Origin of the sequence: Pseudomonas sp. W4I3 (assembly GCF_030816195.1) — a bacterium.
In the GTDB taxonomy this organism is placed as follows: Bacteria; Pseudomonadota; Gammaproteobacteria; order Pseudomonadales; family Pseudomonadaceae; genus Aquipseudomonas.
On record NZ_JAUSXS010000001.1, the window covers coordinates 4,061,207 to 4,084,635 of the forward strand.

General features: G+C 57.8%; 20 protein-coding genes. 13 read left to right on the top strand and 7 right to left on the bottom strand.

What is annotated here, in order from left to right:
* The first annotated feature begins 9 nt into the window (after positions 1–9).
* The 7 genes from nuoJ to QF045_RS18410 all read left to right on the top strand — a co-directional run bounded on the left by nuoJ (position 10) and on the right by QF045_RS18410 (position 6,609).
* A complete protein-coding gene (gene nuoJ, locus QF045_RS18380; RefSeq protein ID WP_124387136.1) occupies positions 10–513 on the top strand; it encodes an NADH-quinone oxidoreductase subunit J in 504 nt (167 codons plus the stop codon).
* Between the two features lie 2 nt (positions 514–515).
* Complete coding sequence (nuoK, locus tag QF045_RS18385; protein WP_003219560.1) at positions 516–824, top strand: NADH-quinone oxidoreductase subunit NuoK; 309 nt, start codon at positions 516–518, stop codon at positions 822–824.
* Positions 821–2,674, top strand: coding sequence for an NADH-quinone oxidoreductase subunit L (gene nuoL, locus QF045_RS18390; protein WP_306493470.1), 1,854 nt, complete (start codon positions 821–823; stop codon positions 2,672–2,674). Before nuoK ends, nuoL begins: the two co-directional genes overlap by 4 nt.
* A gap of 39 nt (positions 2,675–2,713) precedes the next feature.
* On the top strand, positions 2,714–4,246 hold the full coding sequence (gene nuoM / locus QF045_RS18395; RefSeq protein ID WP_306493471.1) for an NADH-quinone oxidoreductase subunit M: 1,533 nt from the start codon (positions 2,714–2,716) through the stop codon (positions 4,244–4,246).
* 7 nt (positions 4,247–4,253) lie between these two features.
* Complete coding sequence (gene nuoN, locus QF045_RS18400; RefSeq protein ID WP_124367423.1) at positions 4,254–5,717, top strand: NADH-quinone oxidoreductase subunit NuoN; 1,464 nt, start codon at positions 4,254–4,256, stop codon at positions 5,715–5,717.
* A gap of 237 nt (positions 5,718–5,954) precedes the next feature.
* Positions 5,955–6,305 carry a toxin gene (locus QF045_RS18405; protein WP_306493472.1) on the top strand — a complete coding sequence of 117 codons (351 nt, stop codon included), beginning with the start codon at positions 5,955–5,957 and terminating at the stop codon, positions 6,303–6,305.
* Positions 6,295–6,609 carry a DNA-binding transcriptional regulator gene (locus tag QF045_RS18410; RefSeq protein WP_306493473.1) on the top strand — a complete coding sequence of 105 codons (315 nt, stop codon included), beginning with the start codon at positions 6,295–6,297 and terminating at the stop codon, positions 6,607–6,609. Before QF045_RS18405 ends, QF045_RS18410 begins: the two co-directional genes overlap by 11 nt.
* A gap of 53 nt (positions 6,610–6,662) precedes the next feature.
* On the opposite strand, the gene QF045_RS18415 is transcribed toward QF045_RS18410, so the two are convergent.
* On the bottom strand, positions 6,663–7,415 hold the full coding sequence (locus tag QF045_RS18415) for an outer membrane beta-barrel protein (RefSeq protein ID WP_306493474.1): 753 nt from the start codon (positions 7,413–7,415) through the stop codon (positions 6,663–6,665).
* A gap of 126 nt (positions 7,416–7,541) precedes the next feature.
* Positions 7,542–8,375 (bottom strand): arylamine N-acetyltransferase, encoded by an 834-nt coding sequence (locus tag QF045_RS18420; RefSeq protein ID WP_306493475.1) that lies wholly within the window; start codon positions 8,373–8,375, stop codon positions 7,542–7,544.
* Between the two features lie 120 nt (positions 8,376–8,495).
* On the opposite strand from QF045_RS18420, the gene QF045_RS18425 reads away from it, so the two are divergent.
* Positions 8,496–8,732, top strand: coding sequence for a DUF6555 family protein (locus QF045_RS18425; RefSeq protein ID WP_306493476.1), 237 nt, complete (start codon positions 8,496–8,498; stop codon positions 8,730–8,732).
* 30 nt (positions 8,733–8,762) lie between these two features.
* On the opposite strand, the gene QF045_RS18430 is transcribed toward QF045_RS18425, so the two are convergent.
* Complete coding sequence (locus QF045_RS18430; RefSeq protein ID WP_306493477.1) at positions 8,763–8,957, bottom strand: DUF6021 family protein; 195 nt, start codon at positions 8,955–8,957, stop codon at positions 8,763–8,765.
* 14 nt (positions 8,958–8,971) lie between these two features.
* Positions 8,972–9,151, bottom strand: coding sequence for a hypothetical protein (locus QF045_RS18435; protein ID WP_124388995.1), 180 nt, complete (start codon positions 9,149–9,151; stop codon positions 8,972–8,974).
* A gap of 113 nt (positions 9,152–9,264) precedes the next feature.
* Between QF045_RS18435 and QF045_RS18440 the strand changes: the two genes are divergently transcribed.
* Entirely contained in the window at positions 9,265–9,786 is a 522-nt protein-coding gene (locus QF045_RS18440) for a DUF3087 family protein (RefSeq protein ID WP_306494919.1), read from the top strand.
* Positions 9,787–9,931: 145 nt separating this feature from the next.
* Positions 9,932–10,645 (top strand): carbonic anhydrase, encoded by a 714-nt coding sequence (locus QF045_RS18445; RefSeq protein WP_306493478.1) that lies wholly within the window; start codon positions 9,932–9,934, stop codon positions 10,643–10,645.
* Between the two features lie 53 nt (positions 10,646–10,698).
* Here the strand turns inward: QF045_RS18445 and QF045_RS18450 are convergent, their stop codons facing one another.
* Positions 10,699–11,574, bottom strand: a complete 876-nt coding sequence (locus QF045_RS18450; RefSeq protein ID WP_306493479.1) for a Dyp-type peroxidase — start codon at positions 11,572–11,574, stop codon at positions 10,699–10,701.
* 138 nt (positions 11,575–11,712) lie between these two features.
* On the opposite strand from QF045_RS18450, the gene QF045_RS18455 reads away from it, so the two are divergent.
* The 3 genes from QF045_RS18455 (at position 11,713) to QF045_RS27790 (ending at position 14,857) form a co-directional block, all read left to right on the top strand.
* Positions 11,713–13,329: an NADP-dependent glyceraldehyde-3-phosphate dehydrogenase gene (locus QF045_RS18455; RefSeq protein WP_306493480.1), complete on the top strand. Its 1,617-nt coding sequence runs from the start codon at positions 11,713–11,715 to the stop codon at positions 13,327–13,329.
* 23 nt (positions 13,330–13,352) lie between these two features.
* Positions 13,353–14,414, top strand: coding sequence for an FUSC family protein (locus QF045_RS18460; RefSeq protein WP_306494920.1), 1,062 nt, complete (start codon positions 13,353–13,355; stop codon positions 14,412–14,414).
* A gap of 170 nt (positions 14,415–14,584) precedes the next feature.
* Complete coding sequence (locus tag QF045_RS27790; RefSeq protein WP_373424489.1) at positions 14,585–14,857, top strand: chitin binding peritrophin-A domain-containing protein; 273 nt, start codon at positions 14,585–14,587, stop codon at positions 14,855–14,857.
* A 136-nt stretch (positions 14,858–14,993) separates the two neighbouring features.
* Here the strand turns inward: QF045_RS27790 and QF045_RS18465 are convergent, their stop codons facing one another.
* On the bottom strand, positions 14,994–19,379 hold the full coding sequence (locus QF045_RS18465; RefSeq protein ID WP_306493481.1) for a hypothetical protein: 4,386 nt from the start codon (positions 19,377–19,379) through the stop codon (positions 14,994–14,996).
* 374 nt (positions 19,380–19,753) lie between these two features.
* Positions 19,754–23,263, bottom strand: coding sequence for a hypothetical protein (locus QF045_RS18470; RefSeq protein WP_306493482.1), 3,510 nt, complete (start codon positions 23,261–23,263; stop codon positions 19,754–19,756).
* Between the last annotated feature and the right edge of the window lie 166 nt (positions 23,264–23,429).

The window sequence follows — 23,429 nt, forward strand, 5'->3', positions numbered from 1 at the left end:
GGAAGAAAGATGGAATTCGCTTTCTATTTCGCATCGGGTATCGCGGTTGTGTCCACGCTTCGCGTGATCACCAACACCAACCCTGTGCACGCCCTGCTCTACCTGATCATTTCGCTGATCGCCGTGGCCATGACCTTTTTCGCACTCGGCGCACCGTTCGCCGGTGTGCTGGAAGTGATCGCCTACGCCGGCGCCATCATGGTGCTGTTCGTGTTTGTGGTGATGATGCTCAACCTGGGGCCGGCCTCGGTCGCCCAGGAACGCGTCTGGCTCAAGCCCGGCATCTGGCTTGGCCCGGTTGTGCTGGCAGCGTTGCTGCTGGCTGAACTGCTGTATGTGCTGTTCGCTCACCAGAGCGGCCAGGCCATCGGCCACACCACCGTCGATGCGAAAGCCGTGGGCGTCAGCCTGTTCGGCCCGTACCTGCTGGTGGTCGAACTGGCTTCGATGCTGCTGCTCGCCGCAGCCATCACCGCCTTCCACTTGGGCCGCAACGAAGCCAAGGAGCAATGACGATGCCTGCTATCCCTTTGGAGCATGGTCTGGCGGTCGCCGGCATCCTGTTCTGCCTTGGCCTGGTCGGCCTGATGGTTCGCCGTAACATTCTGTTCGTGTTGATGAGCCTGGAAATCATGATGAACGCAGCGGCATTGGCGTTCATCGTGGCGGGTAGCCGTTGGGGCCAGCCGGATGGACAAGTCATGTTCATCCTGGTGATCAGCCTGGCAGCCGCCGAGGCCAGTATCGGCCTGGCGATCCTGCTGCAACTGTATCGTCGCTTCCACACGCTTGATATCGACGCTGCCAGTGAGATGCGCGGATGAACATGATCTTTCTGACTTTCGTATTTCCCCTGATCGGTTTCCTGCTGCTGTCGTTCTCTCGTGGACGCTGGTCGGAAAACCTCTCGGCCCTGATCGGCGTGGGCTCCATTGGCCTGTCGGCCATCGTCGCCGCCTACGTCATCTGGCAATTCAACGTGGCGCCGCCGGAAGGCGGTCACTACACCCTGGTGCTGTGGCAGTGGATGTCGGTGGAAGGCTTCAAGCCCAACTTCGCCCTCTACGTCGATGGCCTGTCGATCACCATGCTCGGCGTGGTGGTGGGTGTAGGCTTTCTGATCCACCTGTTCGCCTCCTGGTACATGCGCGGTGAAGCCGGTTACTCGCGCTTTTTCTCGTACACCAACCTGTTTATCGCCAGCATGCTGTTCCTGGTGCTCGGCGATAACCTGTTGTTCCTGTACTTCGGCTGGGAAGGCGTGGGCCTGTGCTCGTACCTGTTGATCGGTTTCTACTACAGCAACCGCAACAACGGTAACGCGGCACTCAAGGCGTTCATCGTTACCCGTATCGGCGACGTGTTCATGGCCATCGGCCTGTTCATCCTGTTCCAACAGGTGGGCACGCTGAACATCCAGGAACTGTTGGTGCTGGCACCGCAGAAATTCCAGGTCGGCGACTTCTGGATCACCCTGGCGACCCTGATGCTGCTGGGCGGCGCCGTGGGTAAATCCGCGCAACTGCCGCTGCAAACCTGGCTGGCGGATGCAATGGCCGGCCCTACTCCGGTGTCGGCACTGATCCACGCCGCGACCATGGTGACCGCCGGCGTCTACCTGATCGCGCGTACCCACGGCCTGTTCACCCTGGCGCCGGACATCCTGCACCTGGTAGGCATCGTCGGTGGCGTGACCCTGGTACTGGCCGGCTTCGCCGCGCTGGTGCAGACCGACATCAAGCGTATCCTCGCCTACTCGACCATGAGCCAGATCGGCTACATGTTCCTGGCCCTGGGCGTTGGCGCCTGGGACGCGGCGATCTTCCACCTGATGACCCACGCCTTCTTCAAGGCCCTGCTGTTCCTCGCCTCCGGTGCAGTGATCGTTGCCTGCCACCACGAGCAGAACATCTTCAAGATGGGTGGCCTGTGGAAGAAACTGCCGTTGGCCTACGCCAGCTTCATCGTCGGTGGTGCCGCGCTCGCCGCGCTGCCGCTGGTGACCGCCGGTTTCTACTCCAAGGACGAAATCCTCTGGGAAGCCTTTGCCAGCGGTAACCAGAACCTGCTGTACGCAGGCCTGGTGGGTGCGTTCATGACCTCGCTGTACACCTTCCGCCTGATCTTCATCACCTTCCACGGTGAAGCCAAGACCGAAGCGCACGCCGGCCACGGTATCTCGCACTGGTTGCCACTGTCGGTGCTGATCATCCTGTCGACCTTCATCGGCGCCCTGATCACTCCGCCACTGGCCGGTGTACTGCCGGAGAGCGTCGGCCATGCCGGCGGCGACGCCAAACACAGCCTGGAAATCGCCTCGGGTGCCATCGCCATTGCCGGTATTCTGCTGGCGGCCCTGTTGTTCCTCGGCAAGCGTCGCTTCGTGACCGCCGTGGCCAACAGCGGTATTGGCCGCTTCCTGTCGGCCTGGTGGTTCGCCGCCTGGGGCTTCGACTGGATCTACGACAAACTGTTCGTCAAGCCTTACCTTGCGATCAGCCATGTACTGCGCAAAGACCCGCTGGACCAGACCATCGGTTTGATCCCACGTGCAGCCAAGGGCGGTCACACCGCACTGAGCCGTAGCGAGACAGGGCAATTGCGTTGGTATGCAGCTTCCATGGCGGCCGGTGCCGTGCTGGTGATCGGCGCCATCGTAGTGGTAGCGGTCTGATATGAACTTTGCGAACTTGCGAAAGGAAACGAGCCTGTCATGATTCTGCCCTGGCTAATCCTGATCCCCTTTATCGGCGGCCTGCTCTGCTGGATGGGTGAACGCTTCGGCGCCACCCTCCCCCGCTGGATTGCGTTGCTGACCATGTCCCTGGAACTCGCGCTCGGCCTCTGGCTGTGGGCCCATGGCGACTATTCATTCGCGCCGGCTCCGGGTGTCGATCCAACCTTCGCGCTTGAATTCAAGCACGTGTGGATCCAGCGCTTCGGCATTAACGTGCACCTGGCCCTCGACGGCCTGTCGCTGTTGATGATCCTGCTGACCGGCCTGCTGGGTATCCTCTCGGTACTCTGCTCCTGGAAAGAGATCCAGCGTCACGTGGGCTTCTTCCACCTGAACCTGATGTGGATCCTGGGCGGTGTGGTCGGCGTGTTCCTTGCGCTGGACCTGTTCATGTTCTTCTTCTTCTGGGAAATGATGCTGGTGCCGATGTACTTCCTCATCGCGCTCTGGGGTCACAGTTCTTCGGACGGCAAGAAAACCCGGATCTACGCGGCGACCAAGTTCTTCATCTTCACCCAGGCTTCCGGCCTGATCATGTTGGTGGCGATCCTGGGCCTGGTACTGGTCAACTTCAACTACACCGGCGTGATTACCTTCAACTACGCCGACCTGTTGAAAACCAAGATGTCCCTGACCACCGAGTACATCCTGATGCTGGGCTTCTTCATCGCCTTCGCGGTGAAGCTGCCGGTGGTGCCGTTCCACTCCTGGTTGCCGGATGCCCACGCCCAGGCGCCAACCGCCGGTTCCGTGGACCTGGCCGGTATCCTGCTGAAAACCGCTGCCTACGGCCTGCTGCGTTTCGCCCTGCCGCTGTTCCCGAATGCCTCGGCCGAGTTCGCGCCGATTGCGATGACCCTGGGTCTGATCGGGATCTTCTACGGTGCGTTCCTGGCGTTCGCACAAACCGACATCAAGCGTCTGATCGCCTTCTCGTCCGTTTCCCACATGGGTTTCGTACTGATCGGCATCTACTCCGGCAGCCAGTTGGCGCTGCAGGGCGCGGTGATCCAGATGTTGGCCCACGGTGTCTCGGCCGCTGCCCTGTTTATCCTGAGTGGCCAGCTGTATGAGCGCCTGCACACCCGTGACATGCGTGAAATGGGTGGCGTGTGGTCGCGCATCGCTTACCTGCCGGCAATCAGCCTGTTCTTCGCCGCTGCCTCCCTGGGCTTGCCGGGTACCGGTAACTTCATCGGCGAGTTCCTGATCCTGATGGGTGCCTTCGTGCAGACGCCATGGATCAGCGCCATTGCCACCTCCGGCCTGGTGTTCGGTTCGGTCTACTCGTTGATCATGATCCACCGCGCCTACTTCGGCCCGGCCAAGTCCGACACCGTCCTGCAAGGGATGGATGCGCGCGAACTGATCATGGTGCTCGGCCTGGCGGTACTGCTGATCTACATCGGCGTGTACCCGCAGCCGTTCCTGGACACTTCCGCCGCCACGATGCATGGCGTGCAGCAGTGGTTCGGCACCGCCTTCTCTCAACTCGCTTCGGCCCGGTAAGAGCGCTATGGAATTCACGATCCAACACTTTATCGCGCTTGCGCCGCTGCTGATCACCAGCCTCACCATCGTGGTGGTGATGCTGGCGATCGCCTGGCGCCGCAATCACTCGCAAACGTTCCTGCTGTCCTGTGCCGGCTTGAACCTGGCCCTGCTGTCGATCATCCCGGCCCTCAAGGTCGCGCCACTGGCGGTTACGCCGTTGATGATGGTCGATGACTTCGCGCTGCTGTACATCGCGCTGATCCTGGTCGCGACCCTGGCTTGCGTCACCCTCGCCCACGCCTACCTCGGCGAAGGCGGCACCGGCTATCCGGGCAACAAGGAAGAGCTGTACCTGCTGATTCTGCTGGCTGCGGCTGGTGGTATCGTGCTGGTCAGCGCACAGCACCTGGCGGGCCTGTTCATCGGCCTGGAACTGTTGTCGATCCCGACCTACGGCCTGGTGGCCTATGCCTTCTTCAACAAGCGGTCCCTGGAAGCCGGCATCAAGTACATGGTGCTGTCGGCCGCCGGTTCCGCGTTCCTGCTGTTCGGTATGGCCCTGCTCTACGCCGAAGCCGGCAGCCTGAGCTTCACCGGTATCGGCCACGCCCTGGCCGCCACCAATAGCCCTGCGCCAATCGCCCAATTGGGCCTGGCAATGATGCTGATCGGCCTGGCGTTCAAGCTTTCCCTGGTGCCTTTCCACCTGTGGACCCCGGACGTGTACGAAGGCGCCCCGGCGCCGGTGGCCGCGTTCCTGGCCACGGCATCGAAAGTGGCGGTGTTCGCGGTGATGGTGCGGTTGTTCCAGATCTCGCCTGCCGCCAATACCGGTGTGCTGAGCAACGTGCTGACTGTGATCGCCATTGCGTCGATCCTGTTCGGCAACCTGCTGGCCCTGACCCAGAACAACCTCAAGCGTCTGCTGGGTTACTCGTCCATCGCTCACTTCGGCTACCTGCTGATCGCCCTGGTGGCGAGCAAAGGCCTGGCCGTTGAAGCCATCGGCGTGTACCTGGTCACCTACGTGATCACCAGCCTCGGCGCGTTCGGGGTGATCACCCTGATGTCCTCGCCGTACAAAGGCCGTGACGCCGACGCCCTGTACGAATACCGCGGCCTGTTCTGGCGCCGTCCGTACCTGACCGCCGTACTCACCGTGATGATGCTGTCCCTGGCCGGTATCCCGCTGACGGCCGGCTTTATCGGCAAGTTCTACATCGTCGCCACCGGCGTCGAAGCTCACCAATGGTGGCTGGTCGCGTCGCTGGTACTGGGCAGCGCCATCGGCGTGTTCTACTACCTGCGCGTGATGGTCACCCTGTACCTGATCGAGCCAAACCTGCGCCGTGTGGATGCCGAGTTGCATTGGGAACAGAAGGCAGGCGGCGTAATGCTGCTGGCCATCGCCCTGCTCGCGTTCTTCCTGGGCGTGTACCCACAACCGTTGCTGACGCTGGTGCAGCACGCGGTGCTGGGGGTTTGATCGCTTAAGTTGATGCAGTAAACAAAACGGCGCCTTCGGGCGCCGTTTTGCGTTTCCAAGGCTTGGTTCTTGCCCTTCCCTGCTCGCTGACTTTTCCTCCTTGGCCTGCCGCTTCGTCTGGCATCTACCCGCCGGAAGCGGCCTTAAGGTGGTTGCGTTTTAAGAAAGTTCCCACAGCAAGGTCACTTGACCCGTTGCGGGTGGGCCACCAAACTATACGCAGGCTACGTACAGAACATGGATGCTCTATTTATCGAACTGCCGGCATTCGAACGGCATCGCAGGGACTATCTGAGTGACGAGCTTTTCCAGGGTTTTCAACAAGAACTGATGAAAAACCCGGAAGCGGGAGATGTGATCGAAGGAACGGGAGGGTTACGCAAGGTTCGCTTCGTCGATGAGCGACGAAACAAAGGCAAGCGCGGTGGCCTGCGGGTCATTTACTACTGGTGGTCAGGCGACACGCAATTCTGGTTATTCACCTTGTATGGCAAACACGAACAGAGCGACCTGACACCCCAACACAAGAAAGCCCTTAAACACATGCTGGACAGGGAAATCAAAGCGAGAGCACATAATGAAACGTGAAATCTTTTCCGAACTGGTCGAGGGCTTCGACGCCCTGGCGGACGAACGTCAGGGCAAGATCACCCTGCGCACCCACAAGGTCCACCTCAACAAACTGGCGCCACTGACTGCCGACGAAGTGATTGCAGTACGTCAGCAACTCAATCTTTCGAGGTCGGTATTTGCCATGTATCTGCGTACCAACACCCGCACCCTGGAGAATTGGGAGCAAGGACGAGCAAAACCCAACGCCCAGGCCGTCACCCTGATCCGCTTGGTGGCGCGCTTTCCGGAAACCGTGGCGCAACTCGCTGCATTAAGCTGAGAGATGCCCGATAGGAAATGTGGGGGTTGGCCCCCCACATCCTGGGCAGTGCCTTAGAACGCGATACCGACCTTGAAGCCGTATTCATCACGCTTGAGCTTGGTGTTTTCAGCGACATAAGAGTCGTCATCAAGCTTGTATTCGGTGCGAGTGTAGTAAAGGCCCGCCATCACCGGCATGTTGCCCTTCTGGTTCATCAGCAGGCTCACTTCGGCGTACGGGTTGGTGCGGTCCTTGAGATCCACGCTGTCGCTGCCGATGCCGTCTACCTTGAGCTTGGCGCGGCCATCGATGGTGTGACGGGCACCGGCTTCAACGCGCAGGGTCATGTCATCGAACTGGTGGTTATAACCCAGGGCCGCCTTGGCGAACGGCGACTTGTTGGTGAGCTTCATGTCATAGCCATTGGTGTCCGGCTCGTAACGGGTCCAGGTGTAGCCACCGCCGACGATCACGTCGACGAAGTTGCGCGCATCCAGCGCGGCGCGCCAGCCGAGGTCGAGATCGGCCTGGCCTTCCTTGAGCTTGTTATCGCTTTTCTCGCCGTACTTGGCTTCGATACCGGCCTGGTAGATGAAGCCCGATTCGGCGGTGAGCTTGTTGCCGAAGTTGTAGAACAGCCCCGCCTCGGGCATGTGGTCCTTGTCGCTTTCGCTACCGCCTTCGAGTTTGAAGTCGTTATAGCTGCCCAGGATACCGAAGGTGGAAATAGGGTCGGTGGACGGTGCAGCGAACACCACGGTTGGCGCCGCTACCAGGGCCAACAACGAAGTGCTCTTGAGGAATTTTCCGAATAGTTTGGACATCGTTTTACATCTCCATTTTTTGAGTGGGCAAAGTATTCAGGAACCGGTTCGAACCTTGGCGTTTGCAAAAAGTTCGAACGGATTTGCACCAAAACAGAGAAAAAACGGTTCAGCGAAGGCTCTAGGTCAATACTCTTGGCTTTGGGCCAGGACCAAGCCTTCAAGTGCCGCATGTAACTGCGGATGATCCGGTAGGCGAATGGCAAAGGTGTCGCGCAGCAACGCCAACATTTGGTCGGCGCTTTCGATCGCGCGCTTTTCGCTGGGCCGATCCAGATAATGAGTCGCATAGTGGGCGTTGGCCAGGGTATGGCGCTTACCCGGGGCCAATAGCGCCGCTTTCAGTTGCCCCACGAACGGTGAGTGGGGGTTCGTAGAGACGTACCAGTTGCCGACTTCATAATCGATGTCGGTTTGCAGCTGCAGATCGAACACGTACAAGCCGCGCCACGCCTGGGCGACCTGGGCCCAGAGCGTGTAGTGACCCTCCTTCAATGTCAGCCGGTAGGGTTCATGGGCGGTGGCTTGGGGCGCGTCGCTGTCCAGCCGCAATGGGCTGCTGGGCACCATGCCGCCAAAGCCGACATCGCTGATGTAACGCACGCTATCCAGGGTCACCAGGCTCAGGCGGTGGGTGCGCGCGGTGCGTGCATCCGGCGGGCCGCCCATGACCACCCATCCGGTGATACCACGCGCGTCAAACCCCAGCTCCAGCAACAGCGCGAGGAACAGCTGGTTCAATTCGTAGCAATAACCTCCGCGCCCATCGAGCAATACTTTTTGCTCGACACTGGGCAGGTCGATCGGCACCGGCATCCGCAGCAGGGTCGACAGGCTTTCAAAGGCAAAGGTGCACACATGGCGCAGTTGCAGGTCGCGCAAGGTTTGCAGCGTGGGCGGCGGCGGCGCGTCGTAGCCAAGGCGTTGCAGGTACACGCGGCTATGGGTGAGCGAGGTCATGGCGCGCTCCTTCGGCGCAGTACGAAGGCAACACTATGCCGTGGACCGGCGCGAATTGTCATTTTGAATGAACCTTTGGCCGCGCCTGCCTATCCATCTATAACAAGACAGGGAGGCAACATGAGTACCGCTAAAATCTACACCATCCACTATCAGCTGCACGGTAAACCCAAGTCTTTTGTGGTGCGCGCCGATGTGATGAACAGTACCGAGGCCTGGCACTGGGCAGCCGTCGATGCCGACATTGCGCACGTCAGCCGCATTGGTCGCGTGGGGCACGAGCAGGTGAAAAAGACCACCCGGCCCTGGGCGGAAAAGTTCGGCATTACTGACGTCAGCTGGAACCCACCAAAATAAACACAGCCCCGCATCCGTGCGGGGCCTAGTTCATTTCTTCAAGTCGCCCAGCGGATCGTAAGGCGGCTTTTTTTCCGACTGCTTTTGCTTGTCCAGCGGTGCGATGGCCGGGCCGATGGGGTCGACCTGCGGGTCGGCCACGTCGGGCGAGTCGGGATCGAACCCCAACTCTTCCTTGCCGCTGGCATGTTCATCGGAACGCGGGCCATTCGGGGAACTACTCATAAACACCTCCTTGCTTACAGCGGACGGGCTTTGTCGTGGAGATTTTCCAGGTCTTGTTCGACCCGCTCCACGTCGTCGTTGTCCTGACGCTCCGCCGGATCGTTAGGGCGCAGTGCATCGTTATCGCGCTCCTCTTCACCGGGGGTGCGATTGGGATCGGGCGTGCCAGGCGGCGGTTGCTTGTGTTCGGACATGATCGTGACCTCATGGAGACTTCACGGATTTAGAGGAACCACCGGTGGCCATCGTTCAACTTGATTGCTTCAAGCATGAGAAGATGCCTCCCCGCTCCGGAGACCTGACCCGCATGTTCGAGCTCAAACCCTGTGATCCCGCCGTCTACCGGCAGCAGACCCGCCGCAGCACGTTGATCATCGCCGTGGTGTTCCTGGCCCTGGCCATGTTGTTGTCGAGCCTGGCGGTGATGCTGTTCGGTGAACCGGGCGGCGACAACTTTCGCTTCAATGTCGGCGGTGTGTTTGCCGGGGTGTTGATCACCGTCGCCCTGGTGCGTGGCCCCTTCTGGACTCAGCCGTGGATGGCAGCGGCGGTATACGGCTGGCAGCTCAAGCGCAGCCTGATGAGCGTGACCAATGTGATGCACAAGGTCAGCGAGCGGGTGCAGGCCAACGACCCGGCAGCCATCAAGCTGTTGCGCTTCTACCACCTGGGGCTGACGCAGATGCACGCTCTGGACGCCAATTCCAGCGCGCAGGCGCAATTGGCCGGTGAGATAGACGCCCATAGGGCGAAAATGCAGGCACTGGGCATCGATATCGCACAAACCCGGTTGGATCCGGCCTGGCTGGACAGTCTGAAAAGTGCATAAGGCCGGACGACGTCTGGGCTAAAAAAAATAACTTACTGAAAAAAAGAAAATTCTTACATCCTTTCAAGGCGATCATTCCCACGCTAGGCACCTTCTTTTCTAAACGCGCCTGAGAACCTTGCCTATGTGCGATCGCCACCCCTCTATGAAAGACCGACGAAACTTCCTGCAGCTGGCTGCCGTCAGTGCAGGCGCAACCCTGCTTGCCGGCGCAATGCCCTCCCTGGCGCACGCAGCCCCGACGCCCGCGGGTCTGCCCAAGCCCGCCAACGACCTCAGCCCACAGCTTGCCTTTCAGCGACTGATGGACGGCAACCAGCGTTACGCCGACGGCGTGACCAAGCGTCATGACTTTATGAGCGAACGCGAAGTGTTGGTGGGCGGGCAAAATCCGTTTGTCGCGGTGTTAAGTTGCGCCGATTCGCGGATCGCTCCCGAGTACGCTTTCGACACCGCCCGCGGTGACCTCTTCGCGGTTCGGGTCGCGGGCAATTTCGTCACCGATAGCGGGCTTGCAAGCCTCGAATATGCCGTGGCCGTATTGGGCACTCCCTTGATCATGGTATTGGGGCACGACCAGTGCGGCGCCGTCGCGGCGGGGGTCAAGGCCGTCAAGGATAACGCCCGGTTTCCCGGCAAGATTCAGGGCTTGGCCGACACCTTCAAACCCTCGGTGAACAAGGTATTGAAAGCGCCCGGCGATCTGCTGGAAAATGCCATCGCACAAAATGTCACCGACACCATGGCGCGACTGATGGCTGAATCAAGCCTGCTGGCCGATGCGGTCGCGGCGGGAACACTGTTGATCGTCGGCGGCGTGTACAAGCTGCACAGCGGCAAGGTGAAAGTGCTCGGTTAGGCTCTCTGCAAAAGCGAGCAAGGCAATGACCGTTCAAGGCAAACCCCGCCTTTTCAGCGCTGCGGCGCTTCAAAAACCAAGCCCAGGTCCAGGCGCCCGTCCTTAAGCGGCGGGCACCAGTAATAGCCTCCCGTCAACGGTGTGCTGATGCGATACAAGCCATCGACAATCCCATCTTCCAACCCGCTCATGCGCCGCAACTGCGCCTCGAACGCGTCGAAGGAGTGCCCGAATGCCAGAAACATCAGCCCCGCCTGACCGTTTTCGGCCCAGGGCATTGAACGACGCACCACGAAGGCTTCGGGGGTGAAGCTTTCCTGGGCGGTGCGCTTGGTGTGGGCAAATTCGGGGGCGTCATCGATTTCTTCGTTGTCGCCATGCCGACGACCGATGATGTGGTCACGCTCCTGGGCAGGTAACGCGGCGAAACCGTCAAGATCGTGCTGCCATTGCTGGATAGCAGCGAAGCTGGCGCCGCTGTCGGTCAGCGCGGCTTCCACGGCGGCATCGTCGTGGGGGTTTTCGGTGCCGTCTTCGTAGTCGGTCAGGTCGAATCCGGTCTTGTAGCGAAAACCTTCGGTCATCTGTACCAGGCGCAACGCCGGCGCCAGCGCTTTTTCAAACGAGCGGCTACGCAGCAGCAATTCACCACGGTCCACACCATGCAGCCATACCCACAACGCCTGCTGGGTCGACGGGTTGTGTGCGCCCGTGCCGCTGACCGCAGGGAAGGCCCGCAACCCAGCGATGTCGGCACCCAGCGCCTTTACCAGCGGCTCACCGAAACCGACCACCGCCGCTGAATCCGTCAGTTGCACCAGCGCGTCCAGCGCAGCGGGCAAGGCGCCCGGGGACTCAATGGCAAAAAACAGATGGCGTGCCTGCAACGGCACCGGTGCGGCAAGAATGCCCGGCTGGTACTGACTCATGTGAACTCCTTCAAGAAAGCCGCGCAGTTTATCCCGAAGCGCCCGCAATGCGCAGTGCAAAGCGCGCAAGCCTTGCCACAGAGCCCGTGTATGGGTGACTCTCTAGTCATGTTTTGCAACTATTCCAGGGGTAGCGACATGACCACCAGTAACCTGCTCGCCCAGCTGTTTCCCACCTCCACCGCCGATATTCCCGAGGCCTTTCGCCTGGGCGAGCCGATTGAACAGCGTGATTACCTGGTCGACGGCCAGTTGCGGGTGTGGAATGGCCCATTAGCGCGTATTCAAAGCCCGGTGCAAGTTGGCGACGAACGCGTACACATCGGCAGCACACCGCTGCTCGACGCCGAGACCGCCCTCACCGCCCTCGACGCCGCCGTGCGCGCGTACGACAGGGGTCAGGGCGAATGGCCGACCATGCGAGTGGCTGACCGCATCCTGCATGTGGAAGCCTTCCTGCGGCGCATGCGCGAACAGCGCGAGGGGGTGGTCAAGCTGCTGATGTGGGAGATCGGCAAGAACCTCAAGGACTCGCAGAAAGAGTTCGACCGCACCTGTGATTACATCACCGACACCATCAACGCCCTCAAGGAACTCGACCGGCGCAGCAGCCGTTTCGAGCTGGAGCAGGACACCCTGGGGCAAATCCGCCGCGTGCCGATGGGCGTGGCGCTGTGCATGGGCCCGTACAACTATCCACTGAACGAGACCTTCACCACGCTGATCCCGGCGCTGATCATGGGTAACACCGTGGTCTTCAAGCCGGCCAAGCTTGGCGTGCTGCTGATTCGCCCGCTGCTGGAAGCGTTCCGCGACAGTTTCCCGGCCGGGGTGATCAACGTGATCTACGGCAGCGGGCGCGAAACCGTCAGCGCGCTGATGGCCAGCGGCAAGATCGATATCTTTGCGTTTATCGGCACCAACAAGGCTGCCAGCGACCTTAAGAAACTCCATCCAAAACCACACCGCCTGCGCGCCGCATTGGGCCTGGACGCGAAAAACCCCGGCATCGTGCTGCCCGAGGTCGACCTCGACAATGCGGTCAGCGAAGCGCTCACCGGCTCGTTGTCGTTCAATGGCCAGCGTTGCACCGCGTTGAAAATCCTCTTCGTCCATGAGGATGTGGTCGCCAGTTTTATCGAGAAATTCAACCGCAAGCTCGCCACGCTCAAACCCGGCATGCCGTGGGAGGACGGTGTCGCGCTGACGCCGCTGCCCGAAGTAGGCAAGGTGGACTACCTCAACGGGCTGGTGGCCGATGCCGCTCAACACGGCGCCAAGGTGGTGAATGAACACGGCGGTGAAAGCCGCGGTTCGTTCTTCTACCCGGCGGTGCTGTACCCGGTGAACCCGCAGATGCGCGTGTACCACGAGGAGCAGTTCGGCCCGGTGGTGCCGATCGTGCCTTACCGGGACCTGGAAAAAGTAATCGACTACGTGCTGGACTCGGACTTCGGTCAGCAATTGAGCCTGTTCGGCACCAACGCCGTGGAAATCGGACGGCTGGTGGACACCTTCGCCAACCAGGTCGGCCGGATCAATATCAATGCCCAGTGCCAACGCGGGCCAGATACCTTCCCCTTCAACGGGCGTAAGAACTCGGCCGAGGGTACGTTGTCGGTACATGACGCCCTGCGCGTGTTCTCGATCCGCACCTTGGTGGCGACCAAGTTCCAGGAGAGCAATAAAGCGTTGATCAGCGAGATTCTGCGCAACCGCGACTCCAGCTTCTTGACCACCGATTACATTTTCTAAAGGACGGTTCGCCGTTGATTAACGTGCACTTGCCTGTATTTGCCCGGCGCCTGCTGCGGCCCCTGCTCGACCCGTACCGCCGCTTTCGCCACGCCAAGCTGATCCACGCCGCGCGCGTGTCGGTCGGTTTGCTGGCGACGATCCTGCTGACCACCGGCCTCAATCTGCCCCATGGAGAATGGGCTTCGGTGACCATGCTGATCGTGATCGGTGGCTTGCAGCACCACGGCAACATCGGCAAGAAAGCCGTGGAACGCGCCTACGGCACCTTGATCGGCGCCAGCGTCGGTTTGCTGCTGGTGGTGCAACAGGCGTACTTTGGCCTGCCGCTGCTGACCTATCTGTTGATGTCGGTGGTGTGCGGGTTCTTTTCCTATCACGCCATCGGCAAAGGCGGTTACATCGCGCTGCTGTCGGCGATCACGGTGTTTATCGTGGCGGGCCACGGCGACAACCCGATCTCGGATGGCTTATGGCGCACGGTCGATATTCTGATCGGCATCGCGCTGGCCCTGGCGTTTTCCTTCGCCCTGCCGCTGTACGCGGTGTACTCGTGGCGCTACAACCTGGCCAGTGCGTTACGCGATTGCGCGCAAATCTATAGTCGGATCATCAAGGGTCAATCGGTAACTGACGATGAACACCTCAAGCTGCTCAACCGCTTGAACGCGGCGATGCTGCAACTGCGCTCGCTGATGCCGTCGGTGTCCAAGGAAGTGCGGATCTCCATGACCGAACTGGACGCGATCCAGCGGCACTTGCGCATGTGCATCAGCACTCTGGAGATTTTGGGCAATACCCGCCCGGATCCTCGGGATGAGCAAGCGATGGCACAGATGCAGGAGGTGTTGAAGGTTGAGCACCGGCAGATTCGGGTGCAGTTGGTGGGGATGGCGCGGGCGTTGAAATCGGGGGTGACGCAGCGGTTGGAGAGGCCGGGTAGTGCTGCGTCGAACGTCAGAATGCTGGATACACCGGTACATAACGGATTGGATGGCTACCGATTGTTGACGTTGCAATTGGCCGCGAATGTAGAAGTGATGCGCAGCAGATTGGCCAAAAGTGCCGGGCGTTGGAAAATTTGATAGCACATCGATCAACGATCGGTGGGTGGCCTACCTTCCATCCGAGAACCCGGCCTACCTGTTAGTTATGACAGTAGACAATAAAATCTTTTAATAGCCAAATATTCGGGCATCTCCCTCTAAAGGATAACGCCATGCGCTCACTTAATGTTAGACACCTAAAAAACAACATGCCGAAATTCGTATTTCTCATTGGACTTGCGGTGTTGACCAGCGCTTGCACCACGCAGGACGAACAGTGGACTTACCCTGAGCCCCAGGGAACAAATGACCCATCAATACCGCCCGACCCCCCCTGTTCAGTAAACGGTTATTTTGCGAGCAATACGCCGGGGAAATACTATCACTGCATTTATAATACCGCTCACGGACGATGGCTGAAAACCATTTTCACATGCCCTAATGGAAAAATATTTAATAACGCCACTCAAAAATGCGAATGAAGTTTAATTATAATTCCGCGCATTAAATTAACTTTCGCCACTCCAGTGGCGAAAGTTTCAATACGATTCGAATATCCTGCCTCCGTCGCCCCCAGGAATACCCGAAATGCGGATATTCCCAGGACCGCGCATTAACTCAAAACATTACCATCGTCAAACGGTTGCCCAGTTCCGACATGCTGGCTTCGCCGCCGTTGTATATACTTTTCCCCCATCTGGCAAGAAATCCGGAACTGTCGGTTGACCAGAATAAGTTGTGGGCCTGCCCTTGCCAGCGGCCTGAACCGCCATGCTGAGCATAGATCCCCCTCAACTCATTCAGACTCGGCAATCTTCCCCCACGACTGGCCGCCTGCTTCAAGCACTCCTTATATCCGCCGCCGCCGCCGTAGTCGCGGAAAAACGCCACGTTTCTTACCTGTACGTCATAACCCAAGGTGGTACCCTGAGCATCACGACAGGTAATGCGCGTACTGCCGTTATTTCGAATAACTACTGCGCCAGTGCTGTCTACTACCGCACAGGCAGGGTTGCTTGACGCATAGGTATAAGGTTCGCGCCCACCACTGGCACGATGCTGAAACGTATCCAGATTGTGTTGAGGTCGGAAGGCTGGATTGGTACCCAGGCCCGCCCACAAATACAAACGCTGATCGCGCACCACCGTTGTCGTGTTAAAGCTGAACGGCACGGTACGGTCCACGGTAAAGGATCGGGTTGTGGATTCAAGATTGTCATACAGCGCCCGGACTTTGAACGAATAGGTTCGCTGCGCCAAGTTACTCCTGATCAATGACCACTCGCCTGTCAGATTGACAGGCAACACTACCGATGGGCTACCGTCTTCATATAACTGCACTTTAAGACGAGGCGTTGCGACACCTCTGAGCGTCACCTGAGTATCAAAGGTCGTTCCGTTATGGGTAACTTCGCCCTTTGAGTCAAAGACAGCAATAGTGGGGGTCACACTGTTGAGGATAGTCATTGAATATTGGGCCGAGATCGGTAAGTCCCCATAGAGCGCCCTAGCGGTAAAACGACGAAGTCCCTGGGACAGCCCCGTCAACCGCAATTGCCAGACACCGTTATTGTCAGCCCTAGCTGTTCCCTTGCGGACAGAGCCGTCAAAGATATCCACATCACGACCGGGCGCAGCGGTGCCGCTGAGCGTCACGGCAACGGCCACAGTATAGCCACCATCCACGATCAGATTATCTCGGTCATCGCGTGCATAAATGATCACAGGACGCTCCGTCACATCAGAAACGCTGTAGACCTCCTGCTGAAAATCGATGACCTCACGGTCAAACGCCGGGCTGGATGCCAGTGAGACTCTGAACACAGTGGTCAAGGTGCTGCCGTGTTTCAGGTCTTTGAAATAACTCGCTGGAACAGCGGCCTCAAAGAAACCATTCGTCACCCATTGCTGCGTCACAACATCACTTTCAAGAGCCCAGACTTGATAGTTGTGAGGTTGCCCATCAGCCCGGGTGCCCTTAAGTTTCAGGTAGACCGGTTGATGCGCGGCAATGAACGGCCATGTAGAGGCACGCACCATCGCCCCACTGATCACACGACTCAGTTCCAGGACCTTGGTAACGGGATCGGCTTGATTGATGATCACCGGAGGCCGGTGGGCGGCTGTCAGGGGTGTCAGCATGACAGTCACCACGCCCGATGGAATACTGTCTCCGGCTCCCGTTGCCACGTGGTATTGAACGGTGAAACGGGTGGTGCCATTCCCGATATTGGCGGCTATCACGCTGGCAGGCACGGCGAACGCTACACTTCCATCGACCTCGCCCGGCAATGTGATTGTGAACGACCCTGCCCCCTCGGTCCCCTCCAATACCAATGTGATCTGATGCTGGGTTGACATAGGGGTATAGGCGACGATGATTTGCCCGCCATTCTGTGCATTCAGCGAATCCAGCGTTACCAGAGAGTCGGAGCCCACTGCATAGACCACCGTGGGATAGGGCAATTCTTGCGGTAACTCCTGAATCAAGTAATTTCGGACACCGAATAACACCGCTGACTCCCGATCCGGGTTCCGTCCGAAGTTGGCATAAAACAAAATACTCAGGTCCGACCCATCCAGCAGATCAAGTAACTTGTCCACCGGGGCCGCGACAGAAACACCGTTGGTGGCTACTTCCTCGCCCACCAGATTGCCGTCATAACGGGCCTCGAAGTAGCTTGACCCGTCCCTGAAAGTCCCCATGTACTCAAGCCACATGTATTGCAAGGCATGCACGAATGGCCAGGTATTCATGCGCGTGCGCTCGAGACCATCGAGTTTGAATAGCTCCAGCACCTGATTTTCACCGGCAATATCCAATATGGGCGTCGGCAAATGCACGATGGGCAGTAAAAGAAGTGACAAGACCGGCGACGGCGTTTCACGCCCTCCGCGCAGCACATCGTATTGCACTGAAACATCACGTCCGAGGCGATGGATATTGACCCCTACCACCTCGGCAGGTACTAGAAATTCGACACGCCCCTGAGAGTTACCGTTTTTTATTTCACTGAAGCTGCCGATGCCCGGCAGGCCTTTCCATCGCGCCCGAATCTGATCGGTTGGGAGCATCCGCAGGTAGCTGACCACGATAGTTGCCCCGGCGGTTACCGCTTCAGGTGCAAGCTCATCAGGGTTTCGCGAAGCCTCCCACACTTCCGGCCTGAGCAATTCGCCCAGTCCTGGTCCCACCGTCACGCGCAGTATTGCGGAACGTAATATCGGGCTCCCCTCGCGCTCGATGAAATAGCTCAGGCGAATCTCACCGGAGAGGTTTTTATCGACATACGTCCTGTCAACATCAAACTCCAGGGGACGGCCCGCCGTTCCGCTATTAAGGGTGATCTCCCCCCCTGTGCTGCCGCCGGTTCCTGAGCCTATCCAAGTCCAGGTGACTTTATCGCCAACCAGTGTCATGACATAAGGCAAAGTGACCGTCGCCCGCCCAATCAGCACCGCAGGGTCCAGGTTGTCATGTTCATCGGTCATGGCGATCAGCGGTGCAAGAAGATCAGGAAAGACAGTGCCAAATTGCACGGGTAAGCGAACGGATTCACGAACGGCGGACGGTTCAGTGATACCGGGTTTGCCATCATCCACGCGGTAGTAAACGCTGACGTTGCTTCGGCCGACGAAAGGCTCGTACTCCGCGTCGGTCACGATCCGAAAGCGCGTTGGCGGCGGCGGTGGACCGGCGAGACGATTCTGCTCAAACGCGTCGACCTGACCGGTTTCATCCTCAATCACCAACGTCACGTTGTAGCTGGCGTCATAAGGTTCGTAATCGGGGAACTCCACCCTGATGAACGGTTCCTGCGGATCAATCACGCCGCCCTGGGACTGCACAACGCGCACGGGTGGCAGGTTCGAGGCAGTGCCCGTCACCGTGAGCCTCAGTTGACGGGAACGCCCAATATCGTTACCCAAAGGGAACTGGAGTGAGTAGGTAATATTGGTAGAGCTGTTAAGCAGCTCTTCGACAAAAGCCTTATCGACGCTAATAAAAGTTGAACGGCCAATACGTGCATCGACGGGGGGGAGTTCCCGTGTCGGTGAAAATGTCACAACGATTTGAGTGTCCACGGGGGTGCGGGTGCCGTCGGGAAGGAATTGGGGAGTGAAAACCTCAATCTCGAAGGGCCCGGCGCCTTGGGTATCAAGGTCCACATCCGCATAATCCACGCCGTTTATCAGGAAGTAGGGCCGCTCGAGCAAAGCCGGATCCAGGTCACTCTTGAGGTGGGTCGATTGTGACCAGGGGTAGGTCGGCCCGGAACCGTTGTTCACCTCATCAAATACCCTGAAGCGAATTGCCAGAAGCCCACTTCCCGCCTCAAGGATGACGTGCGGCGGAACGAAGACCTCAATCGGTTTGTTTCCGTTCAAATGGTCGTCATCCAATTTCAACTCGACCATTGGTGACTTTTGATCCCATTCAAGAACAACTTTGTCTCGTATACGTATGTTCGGATATGGCTTGATCGTACAAATCACCCCCTGGTTAGCCCGGTCCGTGGTCAGCTCGGCATCGGGCCCCTGCAGATCCAAAGGAAGGCTGAACTTAAGTTCGGTGTGATAGGGCACGCCGGGGTCGGTATCAACCCCCCCCGGCCGGTCGGTTCGGATAAACCAGGTTTGCACGATCGATGTGTCGACATCGCCGCCACCCGCCCGCCTGACGACGCCATAACAAGGCCGGGTAAAATCTGTGGGTATCTCATCCAGAATTTGCAGATAAAAGCGGGGTTGGTTCAATTGCCCCGCTAACACCTCTCCCATTGCAATAGGCACAACGTCGCCCATGTAAAACTCGAATATATCGCCCACGCTCGTCATTGGCCAACGTTCGAAAATCACATAAAGGCCGTGTGCCAACTGGTTAATACCCGCCCCCACATCAGCGCCGACCACCGTTCGGATTGCGTTATTAATATAGGGTGGTTCCAGACCTGCCCGGACATTACCCTGTGTGCAGATAAGTGTATTAATTTCGCCGGACATTGGAGTGCTCCTTTTAGTGACGACGCCAAAAAGGACGCCGGACAAGGGAATCAGACGCCTGCCATAGAACGGCGTCTAGCTGTTACAGTTGACAGTAACGACGAGCGGCATATCTGGATGGCTATGACGCATAACGATACCCAGCCTCACCTGCTAATAAAAAACACGCCTAGACGGGGAGCACAACTGAGCCCCCATCCAGATTTCTTCTCGTGCGCTATTACCCAGACCTGGATATTTGCCTCACCCGAATCGACGATATCTGCGTTCGTGCACTTTCAAAACTAATAAGAAACAGCACGCCTGTAGTGTTGGAAACAAGGGGCGACTGTGTTGTGTTTGTCCAGTTGCCACTCACCACTGCATCAAAGTATTTACACAGAGGACACATTGGCATAAACGTAGTTTCGGGACGACGGCGCACTAACGCGATACCTGATGGTCACTTCGTAGTCGCCAGGCCCTGCATTGGCAAATCTCTTTTGACACCCCATGTAGGCATTATGATCGGTAAAAATGTAAAACTCAGAACCCGAGTGCGCGACCGAAATTGCCACCGACGGGTGTATAGCGCTCCACCCTTGCAAGTCATAGCTATTGAAGTCATTCGTCTCATCCAGTAACCCAGGCCGCACGGTAAAATGCGCCACAGGAAAAGTGATAGCTGCGGACTCCAACGCACTGCCGTTGTAAGTCACTTTGCAGGTCAGCGTTACCGCGCTGTTGTACTTCAAGGCTTGCAACCACAACCGCGATACCGGAACATTCAACAAGCCATTGGCCTGTTCGGCAGCGGTAAGGACATGATTACTCAATACGTAAAGCGGCTCGGCATCCTCGCTCGTGCAGATCAGCCATACCCTTTGCGCGTAAGTGCCTGCAGCGCTTAATGGCCACTTACTGATACCAGCGAGTGCGTTGCCTGTGAACTGGACAAGATCCAGTACGCCGCCGGCGAAACCATTAAGCGTGGGCGCAGGTAAATGGGCTGAGGAAATAGTGCCCACGTTGACCGTCTGGATGTATGACTCGATGGTGGTGTTATTTCGTACAATCGAGTACCTTGACTGCACTTGGCTTTTCACACTCCGGGCCAGGACCTCCGTGCTGATAGGGAAAACTACCGTCCCCCCGACCAGACCGTTTTTTGGAGCGATATAAGGTGTCACTCCATCTTGCTGGACCCACTGCAGCGTGATCATATCGGTTGGATTCATAGGCGCATAAGAGACTTTAACTTCCCGATTGTGCTCAATGGATAAAGGGTCTACCGATATCACCGAACCTACCCCATCAGCACCTACAAGGGTCGGATGCGGCAAAGTACCCGGCAGCGCCTGAACAAGGTATTCCTTGACCTCCATCGTCACGGCATTACCTTCATTGAAACTGCGGTCAAAAGACGCCCTGACCGTGATCGTCAATATCGAGTCATCCCTCAGGGCTTTAAGCTTGTCGACGGGAGCCGGGGGCGAAAGCCCGACGACCTCTCCCAGGCGGTCTGCGGTATAGGTGCGATCGGAGAACAGGTTTCCATCGGCAAAAACACCTCTGTACTCCATCCATACCCGCTGCTCACGATGACTGAATAGCCACGGAGCGGTTCGGGTGCGTGCTGTATTGACCAGGTTAAAGAGTTCCAGTATCGGAACGTTGCCAATTCCGTCTATCAACGGCACCGGTTTGACAGTCAGCGTTAACAACCTCAGGTCGAGCACTTGCGAAGGTATCTCCCGACTACCCCGGAGCAGGAAGAACTGCACTTCGATGTTACGCCCCGACGGGGCAATATTTGCGCCGATAACCTCCGCTGGCACGGTGAAGTCAAGCGTCTTGCTTACATCGCCGTTCTTAGTGTCATCGTAAGTACCAATATCCACTACCCCCCGCCACTCAACTCGGATCCGGTCCGCAGGTACCATTTCCTCAAACGCCACGCGAATGGTTGCGCCTTCGACTGCCTCTTCCGGCGCGAGTTGATCAGGATTTTTTGTGGCTTCAAGTACCTCAGGGGCCACCAGAGTCCCCATTGCCTTACCGACACTCACTACCAATTCATGGGAGTAAAGCGTAGCGCTGTCGTCACGTTCCAGGTAGTAACGCAGACGTATCTCGCCATCGTTGTTATTTTCTACAAACGTCTTGTCTACATCGTATATCAGGGGCCTGCCGGCCGTTCCTCCATTCAGCGTGAATGAGCCTGCCGTGCTACCGCCGGGGCCTCCCGTGCCTGTCCAGCTCCACGTCACTTTGTCACCTGGAATGGTCTGGGAATAAGGCAAGGTCACTTTCACACTGCCGAAGACAGTGTCTGGATCAATATTGCCATTTTCATCCACAGGGTCTATTTCAGCCGGTGGCAGCTGTGGCACACGCTCTCCAAAGCTTACTGTCAACGGTTCTGACTCGCGGACCGCCAGTGTCCCGACATCCGTTACTTCTATCTCGCCATCATCGACTCGGTAGAAGACTTTCACATTTCCCAAGCCAATGAAGGGTTCAAAATCCTCGCGCAGTATGGTGCGTGGTTGCGGCGGCGGATCGCCCGCCAATCGGGTTTGCTCAAAGGACACCACACCGCCACCTGCTGCGATGGCCTCCAAACGCAAGGTAACGTTGTAGTCACGGCCATAAGGCACATAGTCGGGAAATTGAACGGTAATGAAGAGCGCCTCAGGGTCGATCAAACCACCTTCATTTTGCACAATGGTGACGGGAGGCATAACCGAGACGACGCCAAAAATCGTCACGGTCACGCGGCGGGAGCTAGCCAGAACGGTCCCCAGGGGAAACTGTAACTCATGGGAAACCCTCAACGTCCCATTAATGAGTTCCTTGAGTACGGCACTGCTTACATCCGTATAGGCGGAGCGTTCGATTAGAGCGGCAAACGCCGGTAATCGCAGCTCCAACAAGGTACCATCAGCACGGACCCCACTCAGCTTCACGATAATCTGGGTTCCCGGAGGAGTCGTTCTGCCATCGGGCAAGTTGCGGGGTGTAACAACTTCAACTTCAAAGCGCCCTGAGCCTTGAGTATCGAAGTTGACATCAAAAATATCTTTGCGATCGTGCAGGAAATAGGGCCTTGAAAGTAGCCCGGCCTGAAGATCACTTTCGAGGTGAACCGCTTGCGACCATCGGCGGTCCGGACCTGAGCGATTGAGCACCTCATCGAACAGGCCAAACCGGATGGTTACATTGCCACTGGCGCTCATTAAAACAATTTCCGGAGGGAAAAAAATTTCAATAGGTTTGGCGCCGCTCACATGATCATCATCCAACCGGAGGTTGACCACTCGCCCGTCCCAGAAACCCTCCACCGTATCGCGCACTCGCATATTGGGGTATGGCTCGATAGTGCAAAGCACTCCCAGTGCGGCCCGATCAGGATCCAGTATCGCCCCGGGCGCTGCCAGGTCAGGGGGCAAACTGAGCTTCAAGGCAGGGTGGAACATCTCGTGGCCCATGTCCGAACCGCCAGGGCGATTAACCTTGATAAACCAGGTAACTTCAGCCGAACCCTCGGATGTACCGGACCCTGAACGCCTGACAACGCTGAAACAAGGAAATGAAAAACCTTCAGGTACATGCTCTTGAGCGATCGCCAGTTCATAGTAAGGCCTATACTCGTGTCCTGGTAACACCGAGGCCGATGCCATGGGAAATCGTGGATCGCCCATATAAAACTCATAAATATCAAACGCCTCCACAACGCTCCATCGCGGGATATTCACATACATGAAGTTCTCGGTATGACGAATCCCTCCGCCTACTTCAGCACCCAAAACATTCAATACGCCTTGGTTCAAATATGGCGGTTCAAGGGTAAGGCTGGCTGAAGATACAGGGTTGAGGGCAGGAAGATTGGGTTCTGAAGACATGGCAAGTACTCCTGGCATGGTGACTCGGGCACGAACGCCGAATGAGGAAATCACACACCCGCAAGGAGGAAGCGTCTAGCTGTTAGGATTGACAGTGGCGACGAACGGCTGAAATCCCACTCGTGGAAATTTCCGGCTCCTCACTTTTTCTTACATTTTTTTCACG